The organism is Paraburkholderia sp., assembly GCF_035948235.1.
GTDB lineage: Bacteria > Pseudomonadota > Gammaproteobacteria > Burkholderiales > Burkholderiaceae > Paraburkholderia.
The window spans coordinates 1-25,718 of the sequence record NZ_DASZJJ010000112.1 but is presented as its reverse complement, the minus strand read 5'-3'; the positions used below and the strand labels follow the sequence as shown (position 1 = coordinate 25,718).

27 protein-coding genes and 1 pseudogene are annotated in these 25,718 nt (G+C 62.8%); 12 read left to right on the top strand and 16 right to left on the bottom strand.

Translation table 11 applies throughout. The features are described from left to right. Positions 1-69: 69 nt before the first annotated feature. Together VG320_RS09920 and VG320_RS09915 are read left to right on the top strand one after the other, a co-directional pair. Positions 70-1,389 (top strand): MFS transporter, encoded by a 1,320-nt coding sequence (locus VG320_RS09920; protein WP_327199939.1) that lies wholly within the window; start codon positions 70-72, stop codon positions 1,387-1,389. 113 nt (positions 1,390-1,502) lie between these two features. Beyond that, positions 1,503-2,753: a citrate/2-methylcitrate synthase gene (locus tag VG320_RS09915; protein ID WP_327199938.1), complete on the top strand. Its 1,251-nt coding sequence runs from the start codon at positions 1,503-1,505 to the stop codon at positions 2,751-2,753. 23 nt (positions 2,754-2,776) lie between these two features. On the opposite strand, the gene VG320_RS09910 is transcribed toward VG320_RS09915, so the two are convergent. The 6 genes from VG320_RS09910 to VG320_RS09885 form a co-directional block, all read right to left on the bottom strand. Beyond that, entirely contained in the window at positions 2,777-3,715 is a 939-nt protein-coding gene (locus VG320_RS09910) for a helix-turn-helix domain-containing protein (RefSeq protein ID WP_327199937.1), read from the bottom strand. Positions 3,716-3,759: 44 nt separating this feature from the next. Then, positions 3,760-4,128, bottom strand: a complete 369-nt coding sequence (locus VG320_RS09905; protein ID WP_327199936.1) for a cupin domain-containing protein — start codon at positions 4,126-4,128, stop codon at positions 3,760-3,762. A gap of 48 nt (positions 4,129-4,176) precedes the next feature. After that, positions 4,177-5,478, bottom strand: a complete 1,302-nt coding sequence (locus tag VG320_RS09900; protein ID WP_327199935.1) for an FAD-binding oxidoreductase — start codon at positions 5,476-5,478, stop codon at positions 4,177-4,179. 92 nt (positions 5,479-5,570) lie between these two features. Beyond that, positions 5,571-5,930 carry a cupin domain-containing protein gene (locus VG320_RS09895; protein ID WP_327199934.1) on the bottom strand — a complete coding sequence of 120 codons (360 nt, stop codon included), beginning with the start codon at positions 5,928-5,930 and terminating at the stop codon, positions 5,571-5,573. Positions 5,931-6,042: 112 nt separating this feature from the next. After that, entirely contained in the window at positions 6,043-6,741 is a 699-nt protein-coding gene (locus tag VG320_RS09890; protein ID WP_327199933.1) for a methyl-accepting chemotaxis protein, read from the bottom strand. 27 nt (positions 6,742-6,768) lie between these two features. Next, positions 6,769-7,980 (bottom strand): porin, encoded by a 1,212-nt coding sequence (locus VG320_RS09885; RefSeq protein ID WP_327199932.1) that lies wholly within the window; start codon positions 7,978-7,980, stop codon positions 6,769-6,771. A 284-nt stretch (positions 7,981-8,264) separates the two neighbouring features. Here VG320_RS09885 and VG320_RS09880 point away from each other — a divergent pair, with 284 nt between their 5' ends. From VG320_RS09880 to VG320_RS09865, 4 genes are all read left to right on the top strand, one after another. Next, the gene (locus VG320_RS09880) at positions 8,265-9,269 is read left to right on the top strand and encodes a LysR family transcriptional regulator (RefSeq protein ID WP_327199931.1); all 1,005 of its coding nucleotides are present in this window, start codon (positions 8,265-8,267) and stop codon (positions 9,267-9,269) included. 143 nt (positions 9,270-9,412) lie between these two features. Further along, positions 9,413-11,368: an acid phosphatase gene (locus VG320_RS09875; RefSeq protein ID WP_327199930.1), complete on the top strand. Its 1,956-nt coding sequence runs from the start codon at positions 9,413-9,415 to the stop codon at positions 11,366-11,368. 398 nt (positions 11,369-11,766) lie between these two features. Beyond that, positions 11,767-13,239 (top strand): PLP-dependent aminotransferase family protein, encoded by a 1,473-nt coding sequence (locus VG320_RS09870; protein ID WP_327199929.1) that lies wholly within the window; start codon positions 11,767-11,769, stop codon positions 13,237-13,239. Positions 13,240-13,326: 87 nt separating this feature from the next. Beyond that, positions 13,327-13,668, top strand: a complete 342-nt coding sequence (locus VG320_RS09865; RefSeq protein ID WP_327199928.1) for a Rieske 2Fe-2S domain-containing protein — start codon at positions 13,327-13,329, stop codon at positions 13,666-13,668. 27 nt (positions 13,669-13,695) lie between these two features. On the opposite strand, the gene VG320_RS09860 is transcribed toward VG320_RS09865, so the two are convergent. From VG320_RS09860 to VG320_RS09845, 4 genes are read right to left on the bottom strand one after another with little or no spacing between them, the layout of a single operon-like run. Continuing rightward, positions 13,696-15,060 carry a HAMP domain-containing sensor histidine kinase gene (locus VG320_RS09860; RefSeq protein ID WP_327199927.1) on the bottom strand — a complete coding sequence of 455 codons (1,365 nt, stop codon included), beginning with the start codon at positions 15,058-15,060 and terminating at the stop codon, positions 13,696-13,698. Beyond that, entirely contained in the window at positions 15,057-15,797 is a 741-nt protein-coding gene (locus tag VG320_RS09855; protein ID WP_143887473.1) for a response regulator, read from the bottom strand. The genes VG320_RS09860 and VG320_RS09855 overlap by 4 nt, the downstream gene beginning before the upstream one ends. Positions 15,798-15,804: 7 nt before the next feature. Beyond that, complete coding sequence (locus VG320_RS09850; RefSeq protein ID WP_327199926.1) at positions 15,805-15,993, bottom strand: hypothetical protein; 189 nt, start codon at positions 15,991-15,993, stop codon at positions 15,805-15,807. Then, positions 15,990-16,361, bottom strand: coding sequence for a GFA family protein (locus VG320_RS09845; RefSeq protein WP_327199925.1), 372 nt, complete (start codon positions 16,359-16,361; stop codon positions 15,990-15,992). Before VG320_RS09845 ends, VG320_RS09850 begins: the two co-directional genes overlap by 4 nt. 247 nt (positions 16,362-16,608) lie before the next feature. On the opposite strand from VG320_RS09845, the gene VG320_RS09840 reads away from it, so the two are divergent. Next, a complete protein-coding gene (locus tag VG320_RS09840; protein WP_327199924.1) occupies positions 16,609-17,469 on the top strand; it encodes a DUF2071 domain-containing protein in 861 nt (286 codons plus the stop codon). On the opposite strand, the gene VG320_RS09835 is transcribed toward VG320_RS09840, so the two are convergent. Beyond that, a complete protein-coding gene (locus tag VG320_RS09835; protein WP_327199923.1) occupies positions 17,423-17,860 on the bottom strand; it encodes a hypothetical protein in 438 nt (145 codons plus the stop codon). The two genes, VG320_RS09840 and VG320_RS09835, sit on opposite strands and share 47 nt — an antisense overlap. 228 nt (positions 17,861-18,088) lie before the next feature. Here VG320_RS09835 and VG320_RS09830 point away from each other — a divergent pair, with 228 nt between their 5' ends. After that, positions 18,089-18,367, top strand: a complete 279-nt coding sequence (locus tag VG320_RS09830) for a toxin HicA (protein ID WP_327199922.1) — start codon at positions 18,089-18,091, stop codon at positions 18,365-18,367. Further along, positions 18,364-18,687 (top strand): type II toxin-antitoxin system HicB family antitoxin, encoded by a 324-nt coding sequence (locus VG320_RS09825; RefSeq protein WP_327199921.1) that lies wholly within the window; start codon positions 18,364-18,366, stop codon positions 18,685-18,687. Before VG320_RS09830 ends, VG320_RS09825 begins: the two co-directional genes overlap by 4 nt. On the opposite strand, the gene VG320_RS09820 is transcribed toward VG320_RS09825, so the two are convergent. Further along, positions 18,688-19,914 carry an MFS transporter gene (locus tag VG320_RS09820; protein ID WP_327199920.1) on the bottom strand — a complete coding sequence of 409 codons (1,227 nt, stop codon included), beginning with the start codon at positions 19,912-19,914 and terminating at the stop codon, positions 18,688-18,690. A 13-nt stretch (positions 19,915-19,927) separates the two neighbouring features. Then, positions 19,928-20,392, bottom strand: a complete 465-nt coding sequence (locus VG320_RS09815) for a MarR family winged helix-turn-helix transcriptional regulator (RefSeq protein ID WP_327199919.1) — start codon at positions 20,390-20,392, stop codon at positions 19,928-19,930. A 209-nt stretch (positions 20,393-20,601) separates the two neighbouring features. Between VG320_RS09815 and VG320_RS09810 the strand changes: the two genes are divergently transcribed. The 3 genes from VG320_RS09810 (at position 20,602) to VG320_RS09800 (ending at position 23,161) form a co-directional block, all read left to right on the top strand. Further along, positions 20,602-21,090 carry a DUF2753 family protein gene (locus tag VG320_RS09810; protein ID WP_327199918.1) on the top strand — a complete coding sequence of 163 codons (489 nt, stop codon included), beginning with the start codon at positions 20,602-20,604 and terminating at the stop codon, positions 21,088-21,090. A gap of 44 nt (positions 21,091-21,134) precedes the next feature. Next, positions 21,135-21,758 (top strand): superoxide dismutase, encoded by a 624-nt coding sequence (locus VG320_RS09805; protein WP_327199917.1) that lies wholly within the window; start codon positions 21,135-21,137, stop codon positions 21,756-21,758. Between the two features lie 95 nt (positions 21,759-21,853). Beyond that, the gene (locus tag VG320_RS09800) at positions 21,854-23,161 is read left to right on the top strand and encodes an Nramp family divalent metal transporter (RefSeq protein ID WP_327199916.1); all 1,308 of its coding nucleotides are present in this window, start codon (positions 21,854-21,856) and stop codon (positions 23,159-23,161) included. A gap of 12 nt (positions 23,162-23,173) precedes the next feature. On the opposite strand, the gene VG320_RS09795 is transcribed toward VG320_RS09800, so the two are convergent. The 3 genes and pseudogenes from VG320_RS09795 to VG320_RS09785 all read right to left on the bottom strand — a co-directional run. Beyond that, positions 23,174-24,163, bottom strand: a complete 990-nt coding sequence (locus tag VG320_RS09795; RefSeq protein ID WP_327199915.1) for a zinc-dependent alcohol dehydrogenase family protein — start codon at positions 24,161-24,163, stop codon at positions 23,174-23,176. Between the two features lie 41 nt (positions 24,164-24,204). Beyond that, a complete protein-coding gene (locus VG320_RS09790; protein ID WP_327199914.1) occupies positions 24,205-25,320 on the bottom strand; it encodes an alkene reductase in 1,116 nt (371 codons plus the stop codon). Positions 25,321-25,530: 210 nt separating this feature from the next. Continuing rightward, positions 25,531-25,718: pseudogene (locus VG320_RS09785) on the bottom strand (LysR family transcriptional regulator); the annotation flags it as partial.

The following is a 25,718-nucleotide window of genomic DNA, read 5'->3' as shown; positions in this document are numbered from 1 at the left end:
TCGCTCATTCGATCGGACTGCATAACAAAAAGATCCATCAAGAGATCAGCAAGAGACATGGAGACATCGATGAAATACGCAGAGGAACAACCGTTGGCAGCGGGCACGTCGGCCTACGCGCACAGCGCGAAACGCACGAAGGTCCGCTATGTCGTGCTCTCGATGCTGCTTGTCGCGACCATACTCAATTATGTGGACCGCTCGGCGCTCGGCATCGTCGCGCCTGGTCTTTCGAAGGATCTCGCCCTCAACAAGATGCAGATGGGCGAGCTTTTTGCAGCGTTCGGGCTGGCCTATTCGATCGCGCTCGTGCCAGGCGGCGTGCTGACCGACGTGCTGGGTTCGCGCATCGCCTATGCGCTTTCGCTGGTTGGCTGGTCATTCGCGACGCTCACGCAGGGCTTCGCGAACGGCTATCACATGCTGCTCGGTTCGCGCCTGGCGATGGGCGTGCTCGAAACACCCGCTTTCCCGTCGAACACGCGCGCCGTAACCCTGTGGTTTCCGGTTCAGGAACGCGGCTTCGCCACAAGCGTTTATGTGATGGGCCAGTATATCGGCACGCCGCTTTTTACGGGCTTGCTGCTTTGGATTTCGTCCGTGTATGGATGGCGATCGGTGTTCTTCGTGACGGGCGGCTTTGGCATGCTGTTTAGTGTGCTGTGGTATCGCACCTATCGCGATCCGTTCAAGCATCGCGCCGTCAACGCCGCAGAACTGCAGCACATCAACGAAGGCGTGCCGCCAGCCGCACGCAAACCGCGCGACAAGTTCAACTGGCGCATGGCGCTGAAGCTGCTTGGCTATCGGCAGATTCTTGCGATCTGTCTCGGCAAGTTCTGTAATAACACGCTGCTGGTGTTCTTTACGACGTGGTTCATGACCTATCTGATCGAAGCTCGCCACATGTCGATGATCAAGGTCGGCATCTTTCAGGCCATGCCATTTCTAGGCGCGACGCTCGGCATTCTCAGCGCGGGTTTTCTTTCGGACTACTTTATTCGGCGCGGTGTTTCAGTGTCGACCGCGCGCAAGACGCCGCTCATCATCGGCACCCTGCTGGGCGCGTCTATCGTGCTCGTCAATTTCGTCGAGTCAAATGAACTGGTGATCGCCATTCTGACCGTTGCGTTCTTTGCGCAAGGCGTCGGCTCGATGTCGTGGGCCGCCGTGGCCGAAATTGCGCCGCGCCAGTATGTGGGTTTGACCAGCAGCATCACGAGTCTTGCCGCCAATATCGCGGGCGTCACGACGCCGCTCATGATCGGCTATATCACGCAGCACACGGGCCATTTTTACTGGGCGCTCAATCTGATGGGCGCGATCTGCCTTGTCGGCACGCTTGCTTATTCCGTGTTGCTGGGCAAGCTTTCGCGGATCGAACTTTAAGGTACCGCTTTAAGGCGCCATATAGATGACTTTTCGATGAAAAGCCGTCAAGATGGGTTTGGGCTGCGGCGGGTACGGCGTGGCCCCCATCGAGTTCAGCCGGCAGCCCACTCATGCAAAACTGGATTACCCTGACCGAAGCCGCCCGACTGCTGGGCGTACAGGCGCAAACCGTCTATGCCTACGCGAGCCGGGGCAATATCGCGGTCATGCCCGATCCGCACGACCCGCGTAAAAGCCTCTACCGCGCCGATGACGTCGCGCGCCTGTGCCGCAAAAAGCAGGTCGGGCGCAAGCGCGAGGCACTGGCCGCCGGGACGATATTTGGATCGGAGCCGTGCATTTATAGCGGCATCACCACGTTTGCCAAGGGCCGTCCTTACTATCGCGGGCGCGACACCATCCGGCTTGCTGAACACGCCACGCTGGAGGATGTTGCCACTTTGCTGTGGAATGCCCGCGAGCCCATCGTCTTTCCCTTCGAAACCAGCGTTATCGCGCCAATGGGCGAAGCGCGCGGCCGACAATGCGCCTTCATATCGCTCGCTGCACTGGCGGCCGACGGCCACTCCACGCTCGGGCGCACGGATACGGCCTTGCATGTAGAAGCCGGCCAATTGGTGGCGACAGTTGCGCAGGCGTTCGGCGCGAGCGGTGACGGCACGGCCATGCCGGTTCATGTACGGCTCGCGCGCGGCTGGGGTCAGGATAGCGAAGGCGCCGAGTTGATCCGCAAGGCGATGGTGCTCGTTGCCGATCACGAAATCACGAGTTCGGCCTTCGCCGCGCGCATCACGGCCTCCACGGGCGCGTCGCTGCCCGGCTGTCTGCTCACGGGACTGGCCACGTTTTCAGGCCCGCTGCATGGCGACGCATCCGGGCGCGTGCGCGCCGTGTTCGACGACGTGAACCGGCTTGGCGCGGATCAGGTGGTCACGCATCATTTGCAATCGGCGATTCCTGTCCCGGGCTTTGGTCATCATCTTTACCCGGATGGCGACCCACGCGCCGAGGCGCTGCTCGATGGGCTGGAACCGCCAGCGGAGCTTGAGACGTTCATCGCCAGCGTGGTGAAACTCACGGGTTTGAAGCCGACCATCGATGTCGCGCTGGCAGTGCTCGCGGCCCAGTTGAAGTTACCGCGCGACGCAGCATTCGCGCTATTCGCCACAGCGCGCAGCGTGGGCCTGCTCGCGCATTGCATCGAACAACTGCGCGTGGGCAAGGTCATTCGCCCGCGCGGGCGCTATACGGGGCCTGCTCTGGAAGAATTCAACGCGGCGCGGCCCGATCAAGACGATGCCGGTACGCCCGACGAGCGAACGTTGCAGAAGAACCGACTTTTTAGGGAGGTGGGGGGATGACGGCGCGTTGCCTCCTTTTCCACTCACCCCTTCCTCAACGTCTGCGAAGGCAATTCCCCAAATAACCCGCGATACTCGCGCGCGAAATAACTCGGGTGTGTAAATCCCCATTGCGCGGCTGCATCGCCCACCATCAACTCGTCCTGCGCCGTCGAGCGCAACAACCGGCGCACGCCATTCAAACGTACAGAACGCAGATATTCGATCGGCGATACATTGGCGACCCGTTGAAAACTCGTCTGCAGCGTGCGGCGACTGCAACGCAACGCGACGCACAGATCGAGCACCGTCTGCGGTTCATCCGCGCGCTGTTGGAGAATGCGCTCGCTACGCGAAACGATCTCCGCGTAAGTCGCGTGCGTCACGTCGCGCTTTTGCGCATATTCGGGATTGAAAAGCTCGAGCAGCATGCTGAGAATTTCGTCCCTGAAACGCTTGCTCGCCACCGGATTGGCGAATGCCGCCGGCTGTTGCCGGAAAGCGTCGAGAAAGCGCGACAACTCCGCGCCCACGCGCTCGCCCTGCTCCGTGTGGACAGGCAGAAGATTGCGATTGAGCAGCGCCGCAGCCTGATCGCCCAGCACGCAAGCCGCGAGCGCACGCATTTCATCGGCAGGAATGCTTGCACCCAGGTAATACATTGTTTCGGGCGTATAAAAGCGAAAGTCCTCGCCGGGACCCAGCAACCACAATGCGTAGCCATCAAGCCGGCAGCCCTGAAACGTGCCCGACACAGGCCGCTGTAACGGCAACGCAATCGATGCGAAACCGCGTGGCGCAATACCCGATTGCGCCACGCTGCGATTGGTTGATTCGCGAAAGAACAGAAAATCAGACGCTTGCGCCTGCATGACGACGCTTTCGAAGCGACCCGGCGTAAGCTGGCTATAAACCTGCTCCCAGCCATTTACCGCCAGCGAATGATCGTGCACATCGGACAATGCGCGAACCCTGAACTCCATTCCCATTCTCCCGATCGCGCCCGCCAATATCGCCGCGGAAAAACTCAGGCAAACGCGAGGTAATGTTTGACGAAGCCATCGGACAGCACTTCCCAAACCGTCGACGTGCCCTTCGTCACGAACCACGAATCGCCGGCCTTGAAGGTGCGTGTTTCACCCGTTGATTCATCGGTCAGACGCACTTCGCCTTGCACCACGGTCGCCTGTTCGGAAAACGGATAGACAAGGCGGAATTTGCCCTGATTCGTGCCGAAATACGCTGCCGATATCGCATCGGTAGGCGCACCGTGCGTCATCTTGCCAAATGCGCCAATATCGCCGCCTTCAAGAATCTGCGCGCCCAGGTCGCTCAGTTTGCCCCATGCGTCGAGTTCGGAAAGCTGGACGCCGTGCTGGATTGCGGTAAGACTCACGTTTGAATACTCCGTGTCAATGAATGAAATGAATGGACCAGGCCGCGCTCAACGACGGCCGTGCCAGTAGCCCGAGGTCTGGTGCATCACCTTGCCGAGTGTGACGAGCAGCGCGCGATATTGGTCCTTGCCGCGAATGCTGGCGCGCGGAATCGAACTCACGAGCCGGTACCGGTCCGACCCGCCAAGAATGCCTTCGGACAGGATCTTGCAGATGATCTGGCTGGGCGTGACGCCAAAGCCCGAATAACCCTGCACGAAATACGCGTTCGGCCGGTCTGGCAGCGTGCCGATCTGCGGGAACAGATTGAGCGTGGAAGCCATCGGACCGCCCCACGCCAGATCGATCTTCACATCCTGCAGATACGGGAAAACTTCGAGCATGAGCTTGCGGTTCCACGCTTTCAGGTCGCTCGGGATATGCTCGACGAGCGAGGTCGACGAACCGAACAACAAGCGGTTCTCGTTCGTCACGCGGTAGTAGTTGATGACCGGACGAATATCGCTATACGCGCCGTGAATCGGGCTGATGCGCTTGATCAGCTCATCGCTCAGCGGCTCGGTCATCGAGTTGTACGCGTAGACGTTAATGGTGCTCTTGTGCAGTTCCGGTTCGATGCCGTTATTGAAGCCATCGCACGCCCAGACGATCTTCTTCGCCCGCACGCTGCCTTTTGCCGTGCGCACGTGCACCGTGTCGCCGTAGGTGATTTGCAGCGCGGGACTGTATTCGAAGATGCGCACGCCGTAGATTTCGGAAACCGCTTTTGCTTCGCCAAGCAGCAGATTCAGCGAATGCACGTGTCCGCCGCCCATATGCAACAGGCCCGCGTGATACACGTCGGAACCAATGATCTGCTTGACGTCGGCGCCTTCGACATAGCGAATCTCGTGCGGACTGCCAAGCGATTTGAAATCCTTTTCCCAACTACGCAAGGTTTTGGCCTGGCGTGCGTTGTAGGCCAGATAACCGTAACCGCTGCAAAAATCGGCGTCGATGTTGTAACGCTCGATGCGCTCGCGCATGATCTGCGGCCCTAGATCGCTGAGTGCGAAGATCGTGCGCAAGCCGTCTTCGCCCACGTCGGCCTTGACCGCGTCGAGGTCGTGTCCGATGCCCGCCATCACCTGGCCACCGTTGCGCCCCGTGCCGCCAAAGCCGAGATAACGCGCCTCCAGCACCACCGTATCCGTCACGCCGTTTTCTGCAAGCTCAAGCGCGGTATGAATACCCGAAAAGCCGCCGCCGATAATCACCACCTCGGCCTGGATATCGTTTTCCAGCGACGGAAAGCTCAATTCGTATTTCTTCGTCGCCGTGTAGTACGTCGCAGTTTCATCTGTGTGCATCATCAATCCTGCTGGCGCATTGCACCGTCAAAGCGTGTGTCGTTAATCAAGCGGAGCCGCAGCGCGTGCTCCCGTGCCACCGTTGGCGGCCTTCAGGCCACCGCAAAATAATGTTTGACGAAACGCGCGGTATGAATCTCCCACGTCACCGGCGTGCCCTTCTGCACGAACCAGCTGTCACCGGCGCGATAGCGCACGGCATCGCCCGTCAGGCCATTGCGCAGCGTGACTTCGCCAGTGACGACCGTTGCCTGCTCCGTGAACGGATAGACCATGTCGAAGCGGCCCCGCGTGCAACCAAACCAGCCTGCGCTGACCGGCGAGGTCGGCGAACCGTGCGTGAGCAGGCCGGACACCTTCGCCTCGCCTTCCAGAATCGTCGCGCCGAGGTCCGCGACGGTGCCCAGTTCTTCCATGTCCGGCACGTTTTCGTCAGGTTTAATGCTGTACATCGACTCTTTCTCCGATCGGGTTTGAACGACTGTAAGTGCCCAAAAACGGGGAGCGTCAGCACAGATTGGCAAGGTGTCGTCACCCCAGGGAAATCACGCCCCGCACACCGGATCAGCCGGAAGCCGGGCCGGCAAGCACCTGACGCGCCACTTTCACGCGTTCGGAGATGCGTTTGGCGAGTTTGTCGGTATCGTCGGCGAGCCGCTTCATCTCGGAGGCGACCACAGTGAAGCCGCGCCCCGCGTCACCCGCTCGCGCCGCTTCCACCCGCGCATTGAAGGAAAGAATCGACAGCGTTCGAATCGTCCTGAGGATTTCATCGACGTCTGCGAGAATCGGGTTCGTGGCGGCAGTCATCGCCGCAAGGCGCTGCTGCGCCGCCAGTTGCGCCGCGCGTTCGCCCTGCACTTCAATCACGAGCCCTTCCAGAAAGCGCAGTTCGCCCGTCTCCGAGTACACCCCGCCGCCGACTTCGCGAACCCAGATCGGCTCGCCGCGAGCGGGACGGATGCGATAGTCGATCGTCCACGATTCGCGCCTGGCGAGCGCTTTTTGAACTACGTCGAGCACATAGATTTCGTCCTCCGGCTCCGTCAACGAAGGCAAGGTGCGCACGGCGTTGTGAATGAAATCAGACGCGGGATAACCCGTCAGCGCGGTGATGGAAGGCGTCGCATAAACGACCGTATAGGTCGCGTCATTGAGTTGACGGTACAGAAAGCCGTTCATCCTGCCCGTGATGCTGTGCATGATGCCAAGCTCGTCGCGGCTCACTTCGCCGGTCGCCCCTGCCCGATGAATCGCTGTCATTGCGTGCATGCTTTGCGGACGCCGGTGTTAAAAGTTCACCCGGATACCGGCCATGATCGCCAGTTGCCGATCGGAATTGCTGTTGACGAGATTGGGAATCTGCGCGTAATTCATGCTCGCGCCGGTCTGCGCATCGATGCCGAGCCCCGCGCCCGAAGCCTTCTGCGCAATCGCGACCGCGTACAGCGCCGTTTGTTTGGAGAGCGAATAGTTGGTGCCAAGGTTGATCTGATGGAAGCGCGTCGAACTACCGCCGCTGACCTTCGCATCGTTGAAGATATAGGCCGCGCCGACCATCCATGCGGGCGTCACCATGTACACGGCATTCAGCTCGGCGATGTCGAACGACACATCGGAGCCAGAAGGATGCGCGCCGCTTGCGAAATACTGGCTGTTTTCAAGGCGCGTGTGCGTGTAGACCACGGCCACCGTGGCCTTGTCGATGACGACGGAACCACCCGCACCCCAGGCTTTCATCGACGACGCATTCTGCAACTGGCAATATGCGGCATCCGTATTGGAACAGGACAGATCGCCGATATAGCCGCTCGAACCGCCCAGCGCCGCGTCAAGCGGCTGGTTCAACGACAGATAACCGGCGCTCAGCGAAAACGGCCCCTGATTAAAGGCTGCGGCGAGTGCGTAGCCGCGCTTCGCAGCAAAATCGCCCGCCTGGCCGCCAAAGCTGAAGGTGCCCCCAAACGTGAAGCCACCAAAACTCGCGCTGGTGAATTTGAGCGCGTTATTGAAGTTGAACGCTTCGTTCAGGTTGTCGATATCGCCGAAATGCGAGCCGTACAGCGTCGCCCAATTGTTGCTCGACGCGTAGACGCCGAGAAAATCCGAATACGAATCGTACTGACGCCCTGCGGTGAGCGTGCCGTAACGCGCGTCGCCCAGCCCGACCCATGCCTGACGGTTGAACAGCGAGCCGCTTTGCAGCATCGCGCCCGTGCCGGTGAGGAACTGGTTTTCGAGGTCGAAGCTCGCCTTGAGACCGCCGCCCAGATCTTCGCTGCCCATCAAGCCCCAGCGCGACGGCACGAGATTGCCGCCGCTCATCTGCACGGCGTGGCCACCATGAACGGAGCCATCGGCGTTCGTGGTCTGCTGGTTGGTCGAATAGATCAGGCCCGCGTCCACGGTGCCGTAAAGCGTGACGCTGCTTTGCGCCCACGCCCCGCCCGAAATACCCACGAAAAATACCGCTAGCGCCAGGTTGGTCAATTTATTGTTCATCGTCTTTTTCTAATCGTATTTAGCGTGAATGAAAGTCCCCGGCGCGCCCTGTCAATACGGGTTGCGGCCCGGCGGATGCAGGCGTCGGCGCGGCATCGCGCTTCGAGGGCAATGTAGAAGGCCAAAATTGCACACCGGCAGCACAAATCGGCAACGCGCAGCGCCTGGCGTCGCAACCCAGGGTTTATTTGGAGGAAGAAAGGGGACGCGCGGCGGCTTATTTTCTGAGTGCTACGCCCGGGTAGAATCTCTTTCGCTTTCCCCGCCGCCCAAGGACCGATCCGATGAAACTCCACCAGTTGCGCGTGCTGCTCGCACTCGCGCAGCACGGCAGCATGCATGAGGCGTCGCGCAGCATGCACGTCTCGCAGCCCGCGCTGTCCAAGGCGGTCGCCGAACTCGAGCGCGAACTGGGCGTCACGCTGATCTCGCGCTCCGTGCGCGGCGTGAGCCTGACGAATTACGGGCGCGCGCTCGTGAAACGCGCCAGCGTCGTCGAACACGAATTACGTCACGCGCTGGAAGACATCGAATCGATGCGCGGTCACGCCGAAGCGCAATTGAATATCGGCTTTTCCGCCGTTGCTTCGAGTGGCCCGCTACCCGAAGCCATCGCCGCGTTTCGCACGCGTTACCCGTCCGTGGCGATTCGCGCGTATGAGTTGCGTCCGCAACAAATTCTCGAAGGACTGCGCGAAGGCCATCTCGATCTCGCGCTCATTTCAACCAACGGCGGCCCCGGCACCGGCGCGTTCCAGTGGGAACCGCTGTTTTCGGTGGGCATGATCGTCGCGGCGCGCCCTGGCCACCCACTTGGCCGGACCACGCGCGTGCGCTCACTGGCGCAGGCGAAATGGCTCACGCTCGATCCACTCGACGATCCCGGCAGCCCGCTTGCGAGCCTCATGCGTCTACATCGCCTGGACATGCCGCGCGACGTCGTGCAAAGCAGTTCGAATCTGCTGGGTCTGCAACTGGCGACCCGCACGGATCTCATCAGCGTCTGGTCGGACTTCGTCTTTTATGGCGGCGTAGGCCCGCTCGCACTCAATCCCAATGCGCTCAAACCACTGCCGATCCGCGACGAGCTACCGAATTACGACGTCTATATGGTCTATCGCTCGACCGATCTGATGACGCAGACCTGCCTTGAATTCAGTAAGGAAATCCGCCATCGCGGGCGGCAGATGGTGCCGCCGCGCGAGGCGTCTCAAGCCGCGCAACCCGCGCCCACAGCCGCTGCGCGCAGCCGCAAGCCGTCGAATAAAACGGCCGATGCACCAAAGTGAAGCTTCCCAATACTTACGCGCTTTAACATATGAGTAATAAATTCGTAATTGGGGAGTAATTAGCCGTAACGATAATCCGCCGCCGTGTCTTCAGTTTACTTAACGCTCGTTCGCGAGCTCTCACGACGACGGAGCCCCTTCGCATGTCTGCTTCACGTATCCGCTTTCCGCTGCGCCTCGCGGTGCTTTCCGGCGTTGCCGCGCTGGCCGCCTGCGGCGGCGGCAATCACGATTCCACCACCGCTGCAGCAACGCCTGCGCCGCCCGCCGATCCGGGCTTCGTCGACAACGCGCCGATTCCCGACGTCCCCGCTTTCGTCGATAACATCGCGACCAACCAGCGCGGCGACGCGCGCTACGCAACGCTCGCAACCAATGCCGGCGTGCGCGTGGTAGCACGTTTTCTCGATCTCTGGCAGCCGCTCACGCTGCTGGTCGATGCGGGTGTGTCCGCGCCCGCGAACGGATCGTTTCCCGCCGTCACGCAATCGACGTGGACCGGCGTGCCCAACGACGGCACGCCCGGCGGCGCGATTCTGAACAGCACGGTGCTGGGCGCGAACGTGCAGTACGTGGTCAACGCCACGACCAATCGCACCCAGGCGCAAGCTGATGCGGCCTATTACGACGACCGTCGCGGCAAGGGCTACAGCGTGACCGACGGCATGGGCCCGCTCACCAGCGTGTGGCGCTCGGCGGCGCAGCAAACCACCAGCATCACCTCGATTCCCAGCGACGCCACCACCACGCTCTACAACGATTCGGGCAACAACGTCGGCGTGGGCAGCACGACCAATACGAGCTTCGGCCAGGTCGTCGATCTGCTCAACACGATGGGCAACAACGCCTCGACGGAGCCAGCCAAGCGCTTCTACAAATACGCGCGGCCGTTCCGCTGGAGCACGAGCGTGGTGGTCGATCCGACGCTCGTGCCCGCAATCAGCACGTCGCCCGCCACCGATGGCGGCTTCATCAGCGGCCACGAAGCCGAAGCGATGCGCGACGCGATGACGATGGCGTACCTCGTGCCCGAGCGCTTCCAGGAAATGGCCAGCCGTGGTCTCGAACTCGGCGAAAACCGCATTCTCGCGGGCATGCACTCGCCGCTCGATGTGATCGGCGGCCGGATGTTCGCACTCGCGGCCACCGCCGCCAATCTCTACGATCCGGCCAACGCCACGCTCAAGAGCGCGGCGTACACGCAGGCGCACAACACGCTCATGCAGCTCACCAGCACGAACGCGACGACCTTCGCCACGTACGCGCATTCGGGCACGAGCACGACCGACCGCTTCGCCGACTACGCCACCAACAAGAGCGAATTCGCGCGCCGCATGACCTTTGGCTTCTCGCCGATTGAATCGACTCAAGCGCCGCCCGTGGTGCCCAAGGGCGCGGAAGTGCTGCTGGAAACGCGCTTTCCGTATCTGAGCGCCGACCAACGCCGCGTCGTGCTGAAGACGACCGAACTCACCTCGGGCTACCCCGTCATGGACGATGCCGAAGGCTGGGGGCGTCTGAACATGTTCGCCGCCGGTGACGGTTACGGCGTGTTCAACGGCAATGTGAGCGTGTCGATGGACGCCACCAAGGGCGGCTTCAACGCCGCCGATACATGGCGCAACGATATCTCCGGCACGGGCAAGCTCACGCTGCAAGGCAGCGGCACGCTCAAGCTCGCAGGCAACAATACGTTCAGCGGCGGCTCGCAGATCAGCGGTGGCGTACTCGAAGCGGATTCGGCCAATGCGTTCGGCAGCGGCGATGTCTACGTGGGCGCGGGCGGCGTAGCGGTGGCCGCGAGCGGCACGCCGGTGACGGTGACGGGCAAGTACACGCAACTCGCCAATACCACGCTTGAACTGGCGCTCGACGGCAATGGCGGCGGACGTCTGCGCGTGGGCGGCCAGCTCACCATCGCGGGCGGCACGCTGCACGTGAAATTCGTGAATGGCTACGCACCGAAGGCGGGCGATACGCTCGACCTCATCGACGGCAGCGGCGGCGCGAAGCAGTTCACGACGATCAACGTCGATGGCTTCAAGGCCACGCCGGTGTATACGAACACGGGCGTGTCGGTGAAGCTCTCCGCTTCGTAACGTGCTTTAAATGACGCTTTAAATCGGCGTAAAAAAGCCCCGGCGCGTCGACACGCCGGGGCTGAGTGCTTGCCACGCCACACGGAAAATCAGGCAAAAAACGAGCTGCAAGCTCTGCGGGTTTTAAGGGGTGATGACCCAGGCACTCGCGCAGTAATCCTTATGCCCGATATCGCCGGATTGGATGTGGTGGCATCGGGCACAGACATTATTATTTAAGTTCATCGACGCAGCGTATAGAAGCAGTTATGCACAGCATCATCGCAGCAGTGCGCAAAATGTCGCACGTCTAGCGGATCCAGACATCGTCCGGACATGAGGATTCCGTAGCAGATTTGACCGCATCATCGTAGGATGCAGGCTTTATCAGCCGCACGACCGGCACGTCTGCATCAACAATGCATCGCTACGAAACCCTCGCGCACACCATGGCCGAAGAGATCCGCTCCGGCAGCATTCCCGTGGGCGCGCGCATGCCCTCCTTGCGCCATGTGATCGCGCAACACGGCGTGAGCCAGGCCACGGCCACGCGCGCTTATTACCTGCTCGAAGAATGGGGGCTCGTGCGGGCGCAGGAGCGCTCGGGCTATTACGTCGCGCCGGGCGCGAGTGTCGCGGCGGTCGAACGCACGTCGCCAGTCAGCGCGGGAAAAGTCGATATCAGCGATCTGGTGTTTTCCGTGCTCGACGCCGCGCGCGAACCCGATATCGTGCCGCTCGGTTCCGCGTTTCCTTCGCCGCAACTCTTTCCGCTCGAACGCCTCGCGAAATCGCTCGCCACCGCTTCCCGCAATCTCAATCCGTGGAGCACGGTCGTCGATCTGCCGCCCGGCAACGAGGCGCTGCGCCAGCAGATCGCGCTGCGTTACATGGGTATGGGCATTGCCCAGCCGATGGACGAAATCGTCGTGACCAATGGCGCGCTCGAAGCGCTCAATCTCTGCTTGATGGCCGTCACGCGCCCCGGCGACTGCGTAGCCGTGGAGTCGCCGGGTTTTTACGCGGCGTTGCAGGCGATCGAGCGGCTCGATCTGCGCGCGGTGCCAATTCGCGTCGATCCCGTCACCGGTCTCGACCTCGACGCGCTCGCCGCCGCGCTGGAGCGTCATCCGATCCGCGCCTGCTGGTTCATGACCAACTTCCAGAATCCCACCGGCGCGACGCTCAGCGTCGAGAAAAAGCGCGCGCTGGTCGAACTGCTCGCACGCCACGAGGTGCCGCTCATCGAAGACGATGTCTACGGAGAGCTGCATTTCGAATCGGATTATCCGCTGCCCGCACTCGCCTTCGACACGCATGGACTCGTCATGCACTGCAGTTCGTTTTCGAAGACGCTGGCTCCGGGCTATCGCATCGGCTGGACGGCGGCGGGCCGTTACGCGCAAAAGGTGCAGCGGCTGAAGCTCATGTCCACGCTCTCAGCGAGCATTCCCGTGCAGGCGGGCATGGCCGATTATCTCCAGCACGGCAGCTACGACCGCCATCTGCGCAAGGTGCGCGCGGCGCTGCGCGCACAACTCGGCGACATGGAACGCGCGATCCGCCGCTGGCTACCACGCGGCGTGCGTTACGCGCGCCCAGGCGGCGGTTATTTCGTGTGGCTCGAATTGCCCGAGGCGATCGACGCGATGGCGTTACACCGGCTGGCGATTGCGAGTGGCGTGAGTCTCGCACCGGGGCCGATCTTTTCTCCGGAGCACGGATTTCGCAACTGCATTCGCCTGAACTTCGGTCACCCGTGGAGCGAAAGCGTCGAGGCCGCGATGCGCACGCTCGGCAAGTTGCTCGCCGATCCCGCCGTGCGGGTGCCACCACAACCCGACCCAGATGCCGATGCCGACCCCGGATCGGCGGCCAATGTCGTAAGATAGGTTTTTTGATGCTTTCTGGATGGATCGACAGGTATGCCACTTTCTGGACGGAGCGCGAGCGCAGCGCGGCAGTTTGAAGAAGACGCGATGAACTGGTCGGCGGTCTGCGCGAGCGACGAAGTGGCCGCCTGCACGGCGCGCGCCGTGACGCTCGGCGCCGCGAGGATCGTCGTCTGGCGCGACGGCGAAGGCGATATCCACGTCTGGGACGACCGCTGCCCACATCGCGGCGATCCGCTTTCGGGCGGCAGCGTCAGCGGCGGGCTGCTCACCTGCCCTTCGCACGGCTGGCGCTTCGATGTGAACGGCCAGCAGGTGCGCATGCTCACGGTGGCGTCGCCGCGCTGCATGAGTGCGAACGACGCCACCGTTTATCCCGCCTGCGAGCGTGATGGACTGATCTGGGCCTGCGTGACGACGCCGGTTTAAACGCTGCTTTAAACGCCAATCAGTAGCTTACGCGCGCTTCAGCACGAGGCGCGCCTCCAGCCCGCCGCCGGGACGGTTGTGCAGCGACAGCCGCGCACCCATCGCCACGGCCAGTTGCCGCGCGATCGCCAGCCCCAGCCCCGTGCCGCCCGTGCCGCGATTGCGCGACGTCTCAAGGCGGTAGAACGGCTCGAAGACGGCTTCGAGCGATTCCTCCGGAATGCCCGGCCCGCGATCCAGCACCGAAATCGTCAGCTCACCATCGCCCGGCCCCGTGACCAGCGCAATCTCCGCCGCGCCCGCGAACTTCAACGCGTTATCGACAAAGTTGCCGACGATGCGCTTGAGCGCCTGGGCGCGCGTCACCACCGCCAGCGGCGCGCGCGTGTCATAGCGCACGTCGCTGCCCGCATCGACGTAATCGCACACGATGCTGTCGATCATCGAATCCAGATCGAGCCGCACCGGCACTTCAGCCGCGCCATGCAGCGTGCGCGCGTAGGCGACGCCCTCCTTCACCAGTTGCTCCATCTCCTGCAGGTCCTGGCGCAGCCGCGCGCCCTGGGTGTCGTCGTCCATCACATCGACACGCAGACGCATACGCGTGATTGGCGTTTGCAGGTCGTGCGAAATGGCCGCGAGAATCTGCATGCGCTCGGCCATATAGCCGGCGATACGTGCCTGCATCGCATTGAAGGCGCGGGCGGCACGTGCGACTTCGGAGGGGCCGCTTTCGTCGAGATGCTCGGCCTTGAGGTCTGGGCCTAGCGTATCGGCGGCCTTGGCGAGCGCGTTCAGCGGGCGTGTCGCCACGCGCACCGCGAGCCAGCAGCAGATCGCCAGCACGATCAGTTGCACCGCCAGCACCAGCGGCAGCCAGCGCGAAAGCGGCAGCGCATGCTGCGGGCGCACGTCGATCGTCAGCGGCGTGCCGTCGCTCAGGCGCAGATGTACCTGGAAGTGCTCACTATTGCCAGGAATCGCGTTGGCCGTCATCGCGTAATGCTTGCCGATGCCTTTCGAAATCGCCGACTCGTAGCGCATCGACAATTGCGCGTCGGGCGCGACACCGGGCACGCCCTCGCCCAGCACGAACATATAGCTGCGCCGCGCGAGTTTAGGCAGCCACGCGGCGCGCTCGGCGGGCGGCAGATTGTCGAGCAGCGCCACGGAACTGGCGACTTCGCGCTCGACGTAATCCATCATCATGTTGGCCGTGGTTTCGTCGCGCTCGGTGAGCGTAAGCCAGACCGACAGCGTCTGCGCCATCGCGAGGCCAATGCAGAGGATCAGCGCGAGCCGCGCGAACAGCGTACGCGGCCAGTGCAAGACATGCCGCGCCGCGCCTTCGCGCACGGCAGCCGTTGGCGCGGCATGAGTGGCGGCGCTCATGGCGCGCCCTCGATCGCACTCACCGTCGCCGAGAACACATAGCCCTCGTTGCGCAGCGTCTTGATATAGCGCGGCTCGCGCGCGCCGTCACGCAGGCGTTGGCGCAAGCGGCTCACGAGCAGGTCGATGGAACGGTCGAACGCATCCGCCTGGCGGCCTTGCGTGAGATTGAGCAACTGGTCGCGCGTGAGCACGCGCTGCGGGTTGTCGAGAAACACGCGCAGCAACCGGTATTCCGCGCCGGACAGCGCCACGAGCGTGCCTTCCTCGTCGAGCAGATGGCGCGCCGTCGTGTCCAGCCGCCATTCGCCAAAGCCGAGCATCGGCGCGGTTTCCGTCACCTGCATACCAGGCGGCAGCATGCGCGTGCGGCGCAGCACCGAGCGGATGCGCGCGAGCAGTTCGCGCACGGCGAAGGGTTTGGAAAGATAGTCGTCGGCGCCCATTTCAAGCCCGACAATGCGGTCGGTTTCCTCGCTGCGCGCCGTGAGCATAAGCACCGGCACCGCGCGAAAACGGCTTGCGCGCAGGTCGCGGCACAGCACGAGACCGTCCTCGCCGGGCATCATCAGGTCGAGCACGATCAGATCCGGCGCGCCGTTCTCGAGCGCCGCGCGCATCTCCCGCCCATTGGCGGCGAGCGACACGCGGATGCCGTTCTTTTCGAGGTAATCCGCGATCAGTTCGCGGATGCCGCGATCGTCGTCGACGATCAGGATGTGGTCGATTTTTTCCATGCGCCGATCATACTCCGCGCTGTGCCGGCCGACGCGCGCCGTGGCGTCGGCCGTCGTTGGGGTTGGCCGCCGGATCGTCGTCCGGTTCGAGGTTCTCGCGGCGCGTGGCCGTGGTCAGCGAGCAGACGAGCGGGTGCACCGCCTCGTTCGCCAGACCGCCCGCGAGCAGCGCGAGCATCGCAAAGAGCCGCTTCATGCGTCCTCCACCACGGAAAGACTGGCGCCGTCGTTCAGGCCCGCTTCGAGTGCGTAGACGTCCACGCCGTCGAGGCAGGCCAGATTCACGCGCCACAGTTGGGGATCTTTACGTGTCTGATGAAACGGATAGATGCCGCAGTGTTTGCAGAAATAATGCTTCGCCACGCGGGTGTTGAACTGGTAGAGCGTGAGGTCCTGTTCGCCGCGCGTGACGGTGAGCTCGCCGGCCACGAACGGCGGCGACATCAGCGCGCCCTTGCGGCGGCACAGGCTGCAATTGCAGCGCGAAGCGGGCGTGAGCGCGGTGCGGACTTCGAAGCGCACGGCGCCACAGTGACACGAGCCGTGCAGGACCTCGGCGTTCATGGACGTTCTCCTCGATCTATTCGATTGCGATGGAAGCTTTATAACGCAGAGCGAACGACGCTTTGTATCCCAATGTATCCGCCTGTCCCGGCGACACAAAATATTGCACAGCGGCCATAAATTGGCCGCGTTTTGTGGCTGCCAATGCGTTCTGGATTGACCTTGTACAGCCAGCCGGCGCGGCTTGCCGGTCTCGGGGCATACTGCGCGTCCTTTGTTTAAAAGATGCCTCGCGCCGGAGTCCAGTTTGTTCAGCAACGAATTTGTCTCGCCCTCGCCGGGGTTCACCGGCGCCGCCGCCGAACGGTTGATCGGCTGCCCAAGGCTCCTGCGCGCGCGCCGCGCTGTGCTGGGACGACTGCCGTTCATGACGCTCGCCAGCGACGTGGTCGACATCGTCTATTGCACATGGACCGTCGATCTCGCGCGTATCGAGGCATCGAGGCTCGTGCCGCCTGGCGTCGAACTCGTGCAGCGCGACGGCAAAACGCTGTTCACCATCCTCACCTACGCCCATCGGCATTTCGGCCCGGCGCTGGCCGGTCCGTTGCGGCGGCTCTTCCCCTCGCCGCTGCAAAGCAACTGGCGCTTCTATGTCGAACGCTTTGGCGGCACGCGCGCGCCCGAGCCAACCGTCCTGTTCGTCAAGAACGTGGTCGATCAAGCGATCTATGCAATCGGCAGCCGCGTGTTCAGCGACGCGCTGCCCTCGCATCTCGCGCAGCGCTTCGAGCATCGCGCGCACGCGGGCGGTTACAGCACGCTCATCACCGGCGGACGCGGCAGCGCGCCGGGTTTCCAGTGCGACGCCCAGCGCACGACGGCGCGCGTCGTGCTACCGGATCTGGCGGCGTTCTTCGGCTCATGGGACGACGCGGTTGCGCAGCTTAGCCTTCAGGATGCCGCGCTCTCGCATGTCGAGGACTGCGCGCGGCTTGCGCACGCACGTATCGACTTGCCGATCGATCCGCACAGCGCCGTGCCGCTGCATGTGCCGCCAGCGGCGGCCAGCGGCGCGTTTCTCGATGGCATCGGCGCGACGGGTGCGCCGTTCTGCTTCGTTATTCCAGGCGCGCCGTTTCGTGTGATTTCAGAGCGGCTGATTTAAGCGCGCTGGATGCGCCCGACGAGCGAAACGGCCTGGCCGCCAGCGGCGTCAAGGCCAGCACGGCGGCACAGAATGCCACTTGGGAAACATAGAACGTCGCAAGCCACTGCCCATGTCGCGCGACGTAATAGCCGTTGTGCAGCACGTCGATCACGATGATCGCCACCGTTAGCGCAAGACCCGCACGCGGACGCGCGAACAGCAGCAGCGCGGCGAGCGGATCGAAGACCGTAAGCAGAGTCCAGAAGATCTCGCTGGCGAGCGACGCCTCGCTACCGTAGCCGTAGTCCCAGAGCCAGCCGTGCGCCGCAATGGCGCGCACGTGATTGACGCTCGCCGCGAGCAGGCAAATGGCGAAGAGTGCGCGAATAACAAGCGAGCGGCGGTGCATGCGGTGGGTCCGTTGATTGGTCGGCTTCGCGCGAAGCGTAGCAGAGCCGCGGCCGCGCCCTGTCGCTAGCCATCCGGCCAGGTGTTGCGCGCCCAGCCCCCTTCTTAAGATTTCGGCGTCGGACTCGATCCCGCAGTCCCTCCTGCTTCGCCACCATTCGAAACTCCGCTACGCCGATGCCAGGCTTGACGACGCGCAAAACCGCGTCGCACGACCGGCGGCGGACAGTTGACGAATGGTGTCATTAATGACACCATGAGACACGAACAAAAAATTATCGAACAGATGCGTGGCGAGCCCGCCAACGTGCGATTCAATGATCTCTTCAAGGTCTGCGAGACGTACTTTGGCGCGGCCCGTCAGTCCGGCTCCAGTCATGCCGTTTTCAAAATGCCGTGGCCGGGCGACCCGCGCGTGAATATCCAGAACGATCACGGCAAGGCCAAGGTGTACCAGGTGCGCCAGGTTCTCGAAGCGATCGACAAGCTCAAGGAGCTGCAATCATGAAGCACGACCACTATACGTATCGCATCTCGTGGTCTCCGGAGGACGGGGAGCATGTCGGGCTGTGCGCGGAGTTTCCGTCGCTGTCGTGGCTCGACAAGTCGCCCGAAGGGGCGCTGGCCGGTATCCGTCGGCTGGTGGACGAAGTCGTGCAGGAAATGACCGCAAGCGGCGAGAAAGTGCCCGATCCCATTGCGGATCGCAACTATAGTGGCATTTTCAAGGTGCGGATTCCGCCGGCGGCCCATCGCACGCTCGTGATCCAGGCCACGGAAGAAGGCGTGAGCCTCAACCGCCTGGTTAGCGCGAAGCTCTGCGCGTAGTCACTCCGCGCGGTTCAGTCGTCCACGCGTCATCACCCAGATCGCCACCGCGGCGGCCGCGAATCCTGACGACGCGCCCACCAGCAGCGCCCAGCGCGGCCCCCAATGGTCGGCGATCCAGCCAACAATCGGCGCGCCGATGGGCGTGCCGCCCAACGCCACGGCCAGCCGGATCGCGAGTACGCGTCCGCGCATCGAAGGCTCGGTGGAAAGCTGCATCAGGCTGTTGGTCTCCGTTGTGACCGTAAGCGCCGCTACGCCGATCACCACCAGCGCGGCGCCAAACCAGCCGTAGCTGGGCGCGATGGCCGCCAGCACGCAACCCACGCCGAACATCGCCGAAGCAATCAGCAACGAAGCAAAGCGCGGATTGCTGCGATGCGCCCCGAACAGCGCGCCCGACACCGTACCCACCGCCATCAGCGACGAAAGCAGCCCGTAGCCGCCCGCGTCGGCGTGAAAGACGCGCACAGCCATCGTCGAGATGAAGATCGGAAAATTCAGGCCAAAGGTGCCGATCAGGAACAGCATGACCACGATCGCCTTCAGGTCCGGGCGAGACCACACGTAGCGAAAGCCCGCCACCAGGCTGCCTTTGGCGGGCTTGGCCCGCGCTCGTCCGCGCAGCTCGTGCGAGCGCAGCCGCGTGAGCGACACCAGCACGGCAACGAACGACAGCCCGTTGAGCACGAACGCCCAGCCCACACCCACCGAGGCAATCACAATGCCCGCCACGGCCGGCCCGACCATGCGCGCGGCGTTGAAGGAAGTCGAATTCAGCGCGACGGCATTGGCAAGATCGCCGTCGCCAACCAGTTCGGACACAAAAGTCTGGCGCACCGGCGAATCGAACGCCGTCGTGGTGCCGAACAGAAACGCAAACAGATAGACGTGCCAGAGCTGCACCACGCCCGTGATGGTGAGCAGGCCCAGCGCCAGCGCGAGCACGCCGAGCATGGCCTGCGTGAACATCAGCAGACGGCGCTGATCGAAGTGATCCGCGGCGTAGCCCGACCACGGCAGAAACAGCAACTGCGGCCCGAACTGCAAGCCCATCACGACGCCCACCGCCGCCGCGCTGTGGTGCGTGAGGCCGGTCAGGACCAGCCAGTCCTGGGCGGTGCGCTGCATCCATGTGCCGACGTTTGACACCAGCGCGCCCGCCGACCACACACGGTAATTGAAGCTGCGCAGCGAACGGAACATGCCGGTGGCGGAATCGCTCATGCCGTCTGCCGCCCTATTCCTGCACCAGCCGCTGGAGCAGCGTGATGGCGTGCGCGAGTTCCGTCTGCTCGACGTCGCTCAGACGCGCTTCGATCGTGCGCGCGAGCCAGTCCTGGCGCGCCGCACGGCTCTCGCGCATCCAGTTCGCAAAGGCGTCGGTGAGCGACCAGAGCGTCTGGCGGCCGTCGGCGGGGTCGGGTGCGCCGGTCAGCAGACCGGCGGATCCGAGCGCGGCCACCACCGTGCCCATCGACTGCGGGCGCATCCCTTCGGCGCGCGCGAGGCTCGATACCGTGGCCGGACCCTCGCGCTCCAGGCGTTGCAGGACAGCCAGTTGCGACGGCGTGAAATCGCCGGCGCTCGCCTGCTCACGCAGACGCCGCTTGAGCTTGCCAACCAGCGCGCGCAGGTCGCCAGCGAGGGCATCGGCTTGAGCGGAGACGCGCTCGGCGCCTGGGTGTGAGGTCGCAGAAGTCATGCGCGCATTCTAGATAATACGAAGCTAAACTGCAAAGCTAAACTTCATATCTAAAGAACCGCACAAACATAGCGCAAGGATTTACCCCGACTAGCACTCCGGTTATTCATCTGCCATCAAATGATAATGGTTATCATTTACAGAGTAAGATGACGTGGACATTCCGTCGACCTTGGTCACTTTGAGGCCGCAAACAGGAGGCTCGATTTATGCACCACCCTGCCACGCTTGCTACCGGAAGCTCGTCGGCCAGAAACCCAAGCTTGTCGCATTGGGAGAGCGTCACGCGCCAGGCCAACACTAACGCGCGCGAAACCGGCTCCGGCTCGGCACTCGCCGGTTATGAGCAGGCGCTGTCGATCGCGCGCCAGTTGTTCGTCGCCCCGCCGCCCGGCCGCGCCGAAGATTGCGTAGCCGCACTGGTCGTCTCCTGCCACAACCTCGCCGACCTGCACCTCGAACACGGCGATGCGAACCTGGCAGCCAGCTATCTTTGCCGTGCCCATGAAACGCTGATCGCGCTCATCCTCGACACCGACCGCAGCGCATCACTGCGTCAGGCCGCGCTGCGCCACAGTCGCACGACGCACCTGGCCCTGGTCTCTCACATGGCCGCCCACGGGCCGCATCCCCTCATCACCCGGGTGATTCGCATGGGCTGTCTGGCACTCAACGTCGACGGTCCGACGCACCACTGATCAACCCGCTGAACGACTTCAACCTGCCCGCAAGGAGCCCTTCGATGTCCTATGTTTTGCCGGATCTGCCGTACGCAGTCGATGCGCTCGAACCGCACATCGATACCCGCACGATGGAAATTCACCATTCGAAGCACCATCAGACCTATGTCAACAATCTCAACGCCGCGCTGGAAGGCACTGAATACTGGGATCTTCCAGTTGAAAGCCTGATTGCCCGGATCGAGTCGCTACCTGAATCCCTTCGCCTGGCAGTCCGCAATAATGGCGGCGGCCATGCCAATCACAGTCTGTTCTGGACCGTGATGTCGCCGAGCGGCGGCGGCCATCCAGGTGGCGCGCTGGGCACCGCGATCGACGCCGATCTGGGCAGCTTCGACGCCTTCAAGGAGGCCTTCACGAAGGCCGCGCTCACGCGCTTTGGCAGCGGCTGGGCGTGGTTGAGCGTCAATACCCAGGGCAAGCTCGTGGTGGAAAGCACCGGCAATCAGGATAGCCCGCTGATGGCCGGCCTGATGTCGGGCAATACGCCGATTCTCGGTCTCGACGTCTGGGAACACGCCTATTACCTGAAGTACCAGAACCGCAGGCCCGAATACATCGGTGCGTTCTACAACGTAGTCGACTGGCAGGAAGTCGGCCGCCGGTATGCCGCCGCGCGCGGATAACCCATACGGTTAATCGACGTCAGAATCAGTTTCTTGATCTGCACTACGAAGCAAACATTGATCGCATGATAAATCGAGTCGCGCGGGAGGGTTCGATGAGCACGGTGACAGACAGGGCTACGCTCACCGGACGCGCGACAACGGCGATCCGCAAAGTGCTTGCCGGCGGCCCACGCGGGCCGCGGTCGCTGCTGCTGTTCGCCGGCCCCGCCGTCATTGCGTCGATCGCCTACATGGACCCGGGCAACTTTGCGACCAATATCCAGGCGGGCGCCGGGTTCGGCTACTCGTTGCTGTGGGTCGTGCTCGCCGCCAATCTGGTTGCGATGCTGCTCCAGGCGCTCTCCGCAAAACTGGGGATCGTCACCGGGCGGAACCTGGCCGAACTGTGCCGCGAGCAGTTTTCACGTCCGGCGGTCTATGCAATGTGGGGCGTGAGCGAAGTGGCGGCCATGGCGACGGATCTCGCCGAATTTCTCGGCGGCGCGATTGCGCTTGCGCTGCTCTGCAAGCTGCCGTTGCTCGCGGGCATGGCGATCACGGCGATCGTCACCTACGCAATCCTGCTCTTCGAAAAAAACGGCTTTCGCCCGATGGAGATCGTGATCGGCGCGCTCGTCGGCGTGATCAGCCTTTGCTATCTCGCCGAGATGTTTATCGCTCCCGTTTCATGGGCGCAAGTGGCCCGGCAAACGCTCGTCCCGTCGATACCTGGCGGCGGCGCGTTAATGCTTGCTGCCGGTATCGTCGGTGCAACCGTGATGCCACACGCCATTTACCTGCACTCGGGACTGACCCAGGACCGCATCGCCAGCAGCAACGCGCGCGAGCGCCGCATGCTGATCCGCTTTTCGAATCTGGAGGTGATCGTCGCACTCTCCATTGCCGGTCTCGTGAACATGGCGATGGTAATCATGGCCAGCGCCGCATTTCACGCGGATCACAAGGGCATCACAGAAATCAGCACTGCGTATCAAACCCTCACACCGTTGCTCGGCGCGGGCGCCGCCAGCCTGTTTCTGGTTTCGCTGCTCAGTGCGGGCGTCTCCAGCTCGGTCGTCGGCACGATGGCGGGACAGATGATCATGCAGGGATTTACCGGCTTTTGCATGCCGGTCTGGCTGCGCAGACTCGTCACGATGGCGCCTGCGTTTGTCGTCGTAGCGTTGGGCGTGAACGCAACTCAGGCGCTGATCGTCAGTCAGGTGGTGCTGTCGTTCGCGCTGCCTGTGCCGATGGTGGCCCTCGTGCATTTCACGCGCCGCCGCGACATCATGGGCGAATTCGCAAACGGACCGCTCACCGATGTCGCGGCAATTGCCGCCTCATTCCTTATCCTGGCACTGAACGGCATCCTGCTGTTCCAGACTTTCGGCATTACGTTGCCGGGGTTTAGCGGCTAGAATCGCCGTTACCTATACCGTCACCACGATCTTGCCGAATTGCCCGTTGGTTTCCAGATAGCGATGCACCTCCACGATCTCGTCGAAGCCGAAGGTACGATCGATGACCGGTTTCAGCGCGCCGCCTTCCAGACCGCCTAGCACGTAGTCGACCGCCGCCTTGCGGCGCGTTTCGTCGCCGCTCGTGAGCCAGATGTTATGGGCCTTCACGGTGATGACTTTTGCGATCATCTCCAGCACGGGCAGGGTCGTCTCCCGCTCGTCGAGCGCGCCGTAAATGAATGCGATCCCCTTGAAAGACAGCGCCGAAATCAGCTTCGCGAAGTTCGGGCCGCCCACCGGATCGAACGCCACGCGCGCGCCCTGTCCTTTCGTGATCCTCATGATTTCATCGACGAGATCGGCTTCATCAGTGACGATCACGTGGGCGGCACCCGCGTCGAGCAGCGCCTGCTTCTTGTCGGCATGACGCGTCACCGCGATGGAGGTCGCGCCCGCATAGTTGGCGATCTGGATCGCCGCGAGGCCGACACTGCTCGACGCCGCCGGCACGACTACGAAGTCGCCCTGCGTCACCTTCGCGTCTTCGATAAGCGCGCCATAGGCCGTGACGAACATCATCCAGACCGAAGCGGCTTCGGCGAACGAAAGCGATGCGGGATGTTTCACCACCGCGTAGCCGGGCACGATGATCGTTTCACCGTAGGTGAAGTATTGATTCATCGAGAACGACGGGATCACGTTGACCGCATCGCCCGCCGCGATACCGGCCACGTCGGCGCCCACGGCATCGACAATGCCCGCTGCCTCATAGCCTAGTCCGGCCGGGAACGTAACGGGTTCGATGTAGGCGTCGGCACGCCACATCGCTTCGGCGCGATTGATGCCGATGGCTTTCACCTTGATGCGCACTTCGCCCGGTCCCGGTGCGGGCACGGCCGCTTCCACGATTTCAAGCACTTCCGGTCCACCGGCCCTGGCAAACTTGATAGTCCGCGACATGACACACTCCTGCGTTGATTGAGGATGAAACTACGTCCGGGTTACGCCGTTGCTTCGGCTTCCGGAGCCGGGTGATAAGCGGGGAAATCCGAGTAATGCTTTTCGTCGCCACCCCAGAATGCTGCACGGACATACGGCGTGAGCGGCAAGTTGTGCTTGAGACGATACGGCAAGTCGGGATTCGACGAAAAATGTCTGCCAAACGCCACCAGGTCCGCATCGCCGGACGCCACGATGGCCTGCGCGCTATCGCCGTCAAAGCCACCGGCGGCGATGATGGGGCCCGAGAAGTGCGGGCGCAGGTACTTCGTCGCGACGGGCGCCTGCCCTTCGTGAAGCGTGTCGTCGCCCTTGATGCGCGGTTCGATAACATGCAGATAGGCGATCTTGTATTCGTCGAGCACCCGCGCCACATGACTGAACGTCGCTTCCGGGTTGCTGTCGGAGATGCCGCCCCATTCGCCCGACGGGGAGATGCGCACGCCCACGCGATCCGCGCCCCACACCGAAATCAGCGCTTCGACCGCTTCGCGCAGGAAACGCACACGATTTTCGATCGGGCCGCCGTAGGCATCGGTGCGCTTGTTGGTGCCGTCCTGAATGAACTGGTCGACCAGATAGCCATTCGCGCCGTGCAACTCGACGCCGTCGAAACCGGCATCCAGCGCGCGTTGCGCCGCGACGCGGAATTCCTCGATGATGCCGGGGATTTCTTCGATCTCAAGCGCCCGATGCGGTGACACCGGCACGAAGCCGTCCTTTGTCAGTGCCACGCCGTCGAACGGCACCACCGAGGGCGCGACTGGCGCGACGCCGCCCGTCATCTCCACATGGCTTTGACGTCCGCCGTGAATCAGTTGCATGAACACACGTCCGCCTTTGGCATGAACCGCATTGGCGATCGCCTTCCAGCCTTCGACCTGGCCGTCGTGATAGAAGCTTGCCGCGCCAAGATACGAGCGCGCCGTCACGGAAATGCTGACGCCTTCGATAATTTCGAGCCAGCCTTCCGAGGCGCGCTGCCCGTAGAAGTCCGCCATCATCGGGCTGGGAATGTCGCCGGGCTGAAGCGTGCGCAGGCGGGTCATCGGTGCCAGAACGACGCGATGCGAGAGGGGGTATGCGCCAACGGACGTCGGGGTGAAGAGGTTCGCCATGATTTTTCCTTGAGAGTTTCCAAACAGGTAGCGCTCGATCCGCGGGGATCGGCTCAAGGCATGGGCAACGCTGACTTTCCCGGGGGCCTTGAAGGCGACTGTCTGTCGCCGCGCCGTCTGAGAAGCAATCTAGCGATTCAGACCGGGAAACAGAAAGACCTTGTTGGCTGGGAGCCATGCCCGCCAGACATGGCTCGACCTGCCGCCAGTTCACGGCGACAGATCGGACTTCGCGATTTCGATGATCCAGTCGACGACCGCTTTGAGCGCGGCGGTCGCATTTCGCCCGTCCGGATAAAGAATGGAGATGGGCACTGGCGAGCATCTCGCGTGCGCGAGCACCTCTTTCAAACGCCCGCTTTGCAGATAGGGAAAAGCAGCAAATTCCGATATCTGGA

Excerpts from the sequence above, each read along its gene's own strand:
- VG320_RS09805 (WP_327199917.1), top strand. The coding sequence starts at position 21,135 with ATGTCCTATGTTTTGCCGGATCTGCCGTACGCAGTCGATGCGCTCGAA.
- VG320_RS09795 (WP_327199915.1), bottom strand. The coding sequence starts at position 24,163 with ATGTCGCGGACTATCAAGTTTGCCAGGGCCGGTGGACCGGAAGTGCTT.
- VG320_RS09880 (WP_327199931.1), top strand. The coding sequence starts at position 8,265 with ATGAAACTCCACCAGTTGCGCGTGCTGCTCGCACTCGCGCAGCACGGC.
- VG320_RS09800 (WP_327199916.1), top strand. The coding sequence starts at position 21,854 with ATGAGCACGGTGACAGACAGGGCTACGCTCACCGGACGCGCGACAACG.
- VG320_RS09815 (WP_327199919.1), bottom strand. The coding sequence starts at position 20,392 with ATGACTTCTGCGACCTCACACCCAGGCGCCGAGCGCGTCTCCGCTCAA.
- VG320_RS09790 (WP_327199914.1), bottom strand. The coding sequence starts at position 25,320 with ATGGCGAACCTCTTCACCCCGACGTCCGTTGGCGCATACCCCCTCTCG.
- VG320_RS09900 (WP_327199935.1), bottom strand. The coding sequence starts at position 5,478 with ATGCACACAGATGAAACTGCGACGTACTACACGGCGACGAAGAAATAC.
- VG320_RS09835 (WP_327199923.1), bottom strand. The coding sequence starts at position 17,860 with ATGCACCGCCGCTCGCTTGTTATTCGCGCACTCTTCGCCATTTGCCTG.
- VG320_RS09915 (WP_327199938.1), top strand. The coding sequence starts at position 1,503 with ATGCAAAACTGGATTACCCTGACCGAAGCCGCCCGACTGCTGGGCGTA.
- VG320_RS09855 (WP_143887473.1), bottom strand. The coding sequence starts at position 15,797 with ATGGAAAAAATCGACCACATCCTGATCGTCGACGACGATCGCGGCATC.
- VG320_RS09910 (WP_327199937.1), bottom strand. The coding sequence starts at position 3,715 with ATGGAGTTCAGGGTTCGCGCATTGTCCGATGTGCACGATCATTCGCTG.
- VG320_RS09825 (WP_327199921.1), top strand. The coding sequence starts at position 18,364 with ATGAAGCACGACCACTATACGTATCGCATCTCGTGGTCTCCGGAGGAC.
- VG320_RS09920 (WP_327199939.1), top strand. The coding sequence starts at position 70 with ATGAAATACGCAGAGGAACAACCGTTGGCAGCGGGCACGTCGGCCTAC.
- VG320_RS09870 (WP_327199929.1), top strand. The coding sequence starts at position 11,767 with ATGCATCGCTACGAAACCCTCGCGCACACCATGGCCGAAGAGATCCGC.
- VG320_RS09875 (WP_327199930.1), top strand. The coding sequence starts at position 9,413 with ATGTCTGCTTCACGTATCCGCTTTCCGCTGCGCCTCGCGGTGCTTTCC.
- VG320_RS09890 (WP_327199933.1), bottom strand. The coding sequence starts at position 6,741 with ATGACAGCGATTCATCGGGCAGGGGCGACCGGCGAAGTGAGCCGCGAC.
- VG320_RS09885 (WP_327199932.1), bottom strand. The coding sequence starts at position 7,980 with ATGAACAATAAATTGACCAACCTGGCGCTAGCGGTATTTTTCGTGGGT.
- VG320_RS09810 (WP_327199918.1), top strand. The coding sequence starts at position 20,602 with ATGCACCACCCTGCCACGCTTGCTACCGGAAGCTCGTCGGCCAGAAAC.
- VG320_RS09895 (WP_327199934.1), bottom strand. The coding sequence starts at position 5,930 with ATGTACAGCATTAAACCTGACGAAAACGTGCCGGACATGGAAGAACTG.
- VG320_RS09850 (WP_327199926.1), bottom strand. The coding sequence starts at position 15,993 with ATGAAGCGGCTCTTTGCGATGCTCGCGCTGCTCGCGGGCGGTCTGGCG.
- VG320_RS09860 (WP_327199927.1), bottom strand. The coding sequence starts at position 15,060 with ATGAGCGCCGCCACTCATGCCGCGCCAACGGCTGCCGTGCGCGAAGGC.
- VG320_RS09845 (WP_327199925.1), bottom strand. The coding sequence starts at position 16,361 with ATGAACGCCGAGGTCCTGCACGGCTCGTGTCACTGTGGCGCCGTGCGC.
- VG320_RS09865 (WP_327199928.1), top strand. The coding sequence starts at position 13,327 with ATGAACTGGTCGGCGGTCTGCGCGAGCGACGAAGTGGCCGCCTGCACG.
- VG320_RS09820 (WP_327199920.1), bottom strand. The coding sequence starts at position 19,914 with ATGAGCGATTCCGCCACCGGCATGTTCCGTTCGCTGCGCAGCTTCAAT.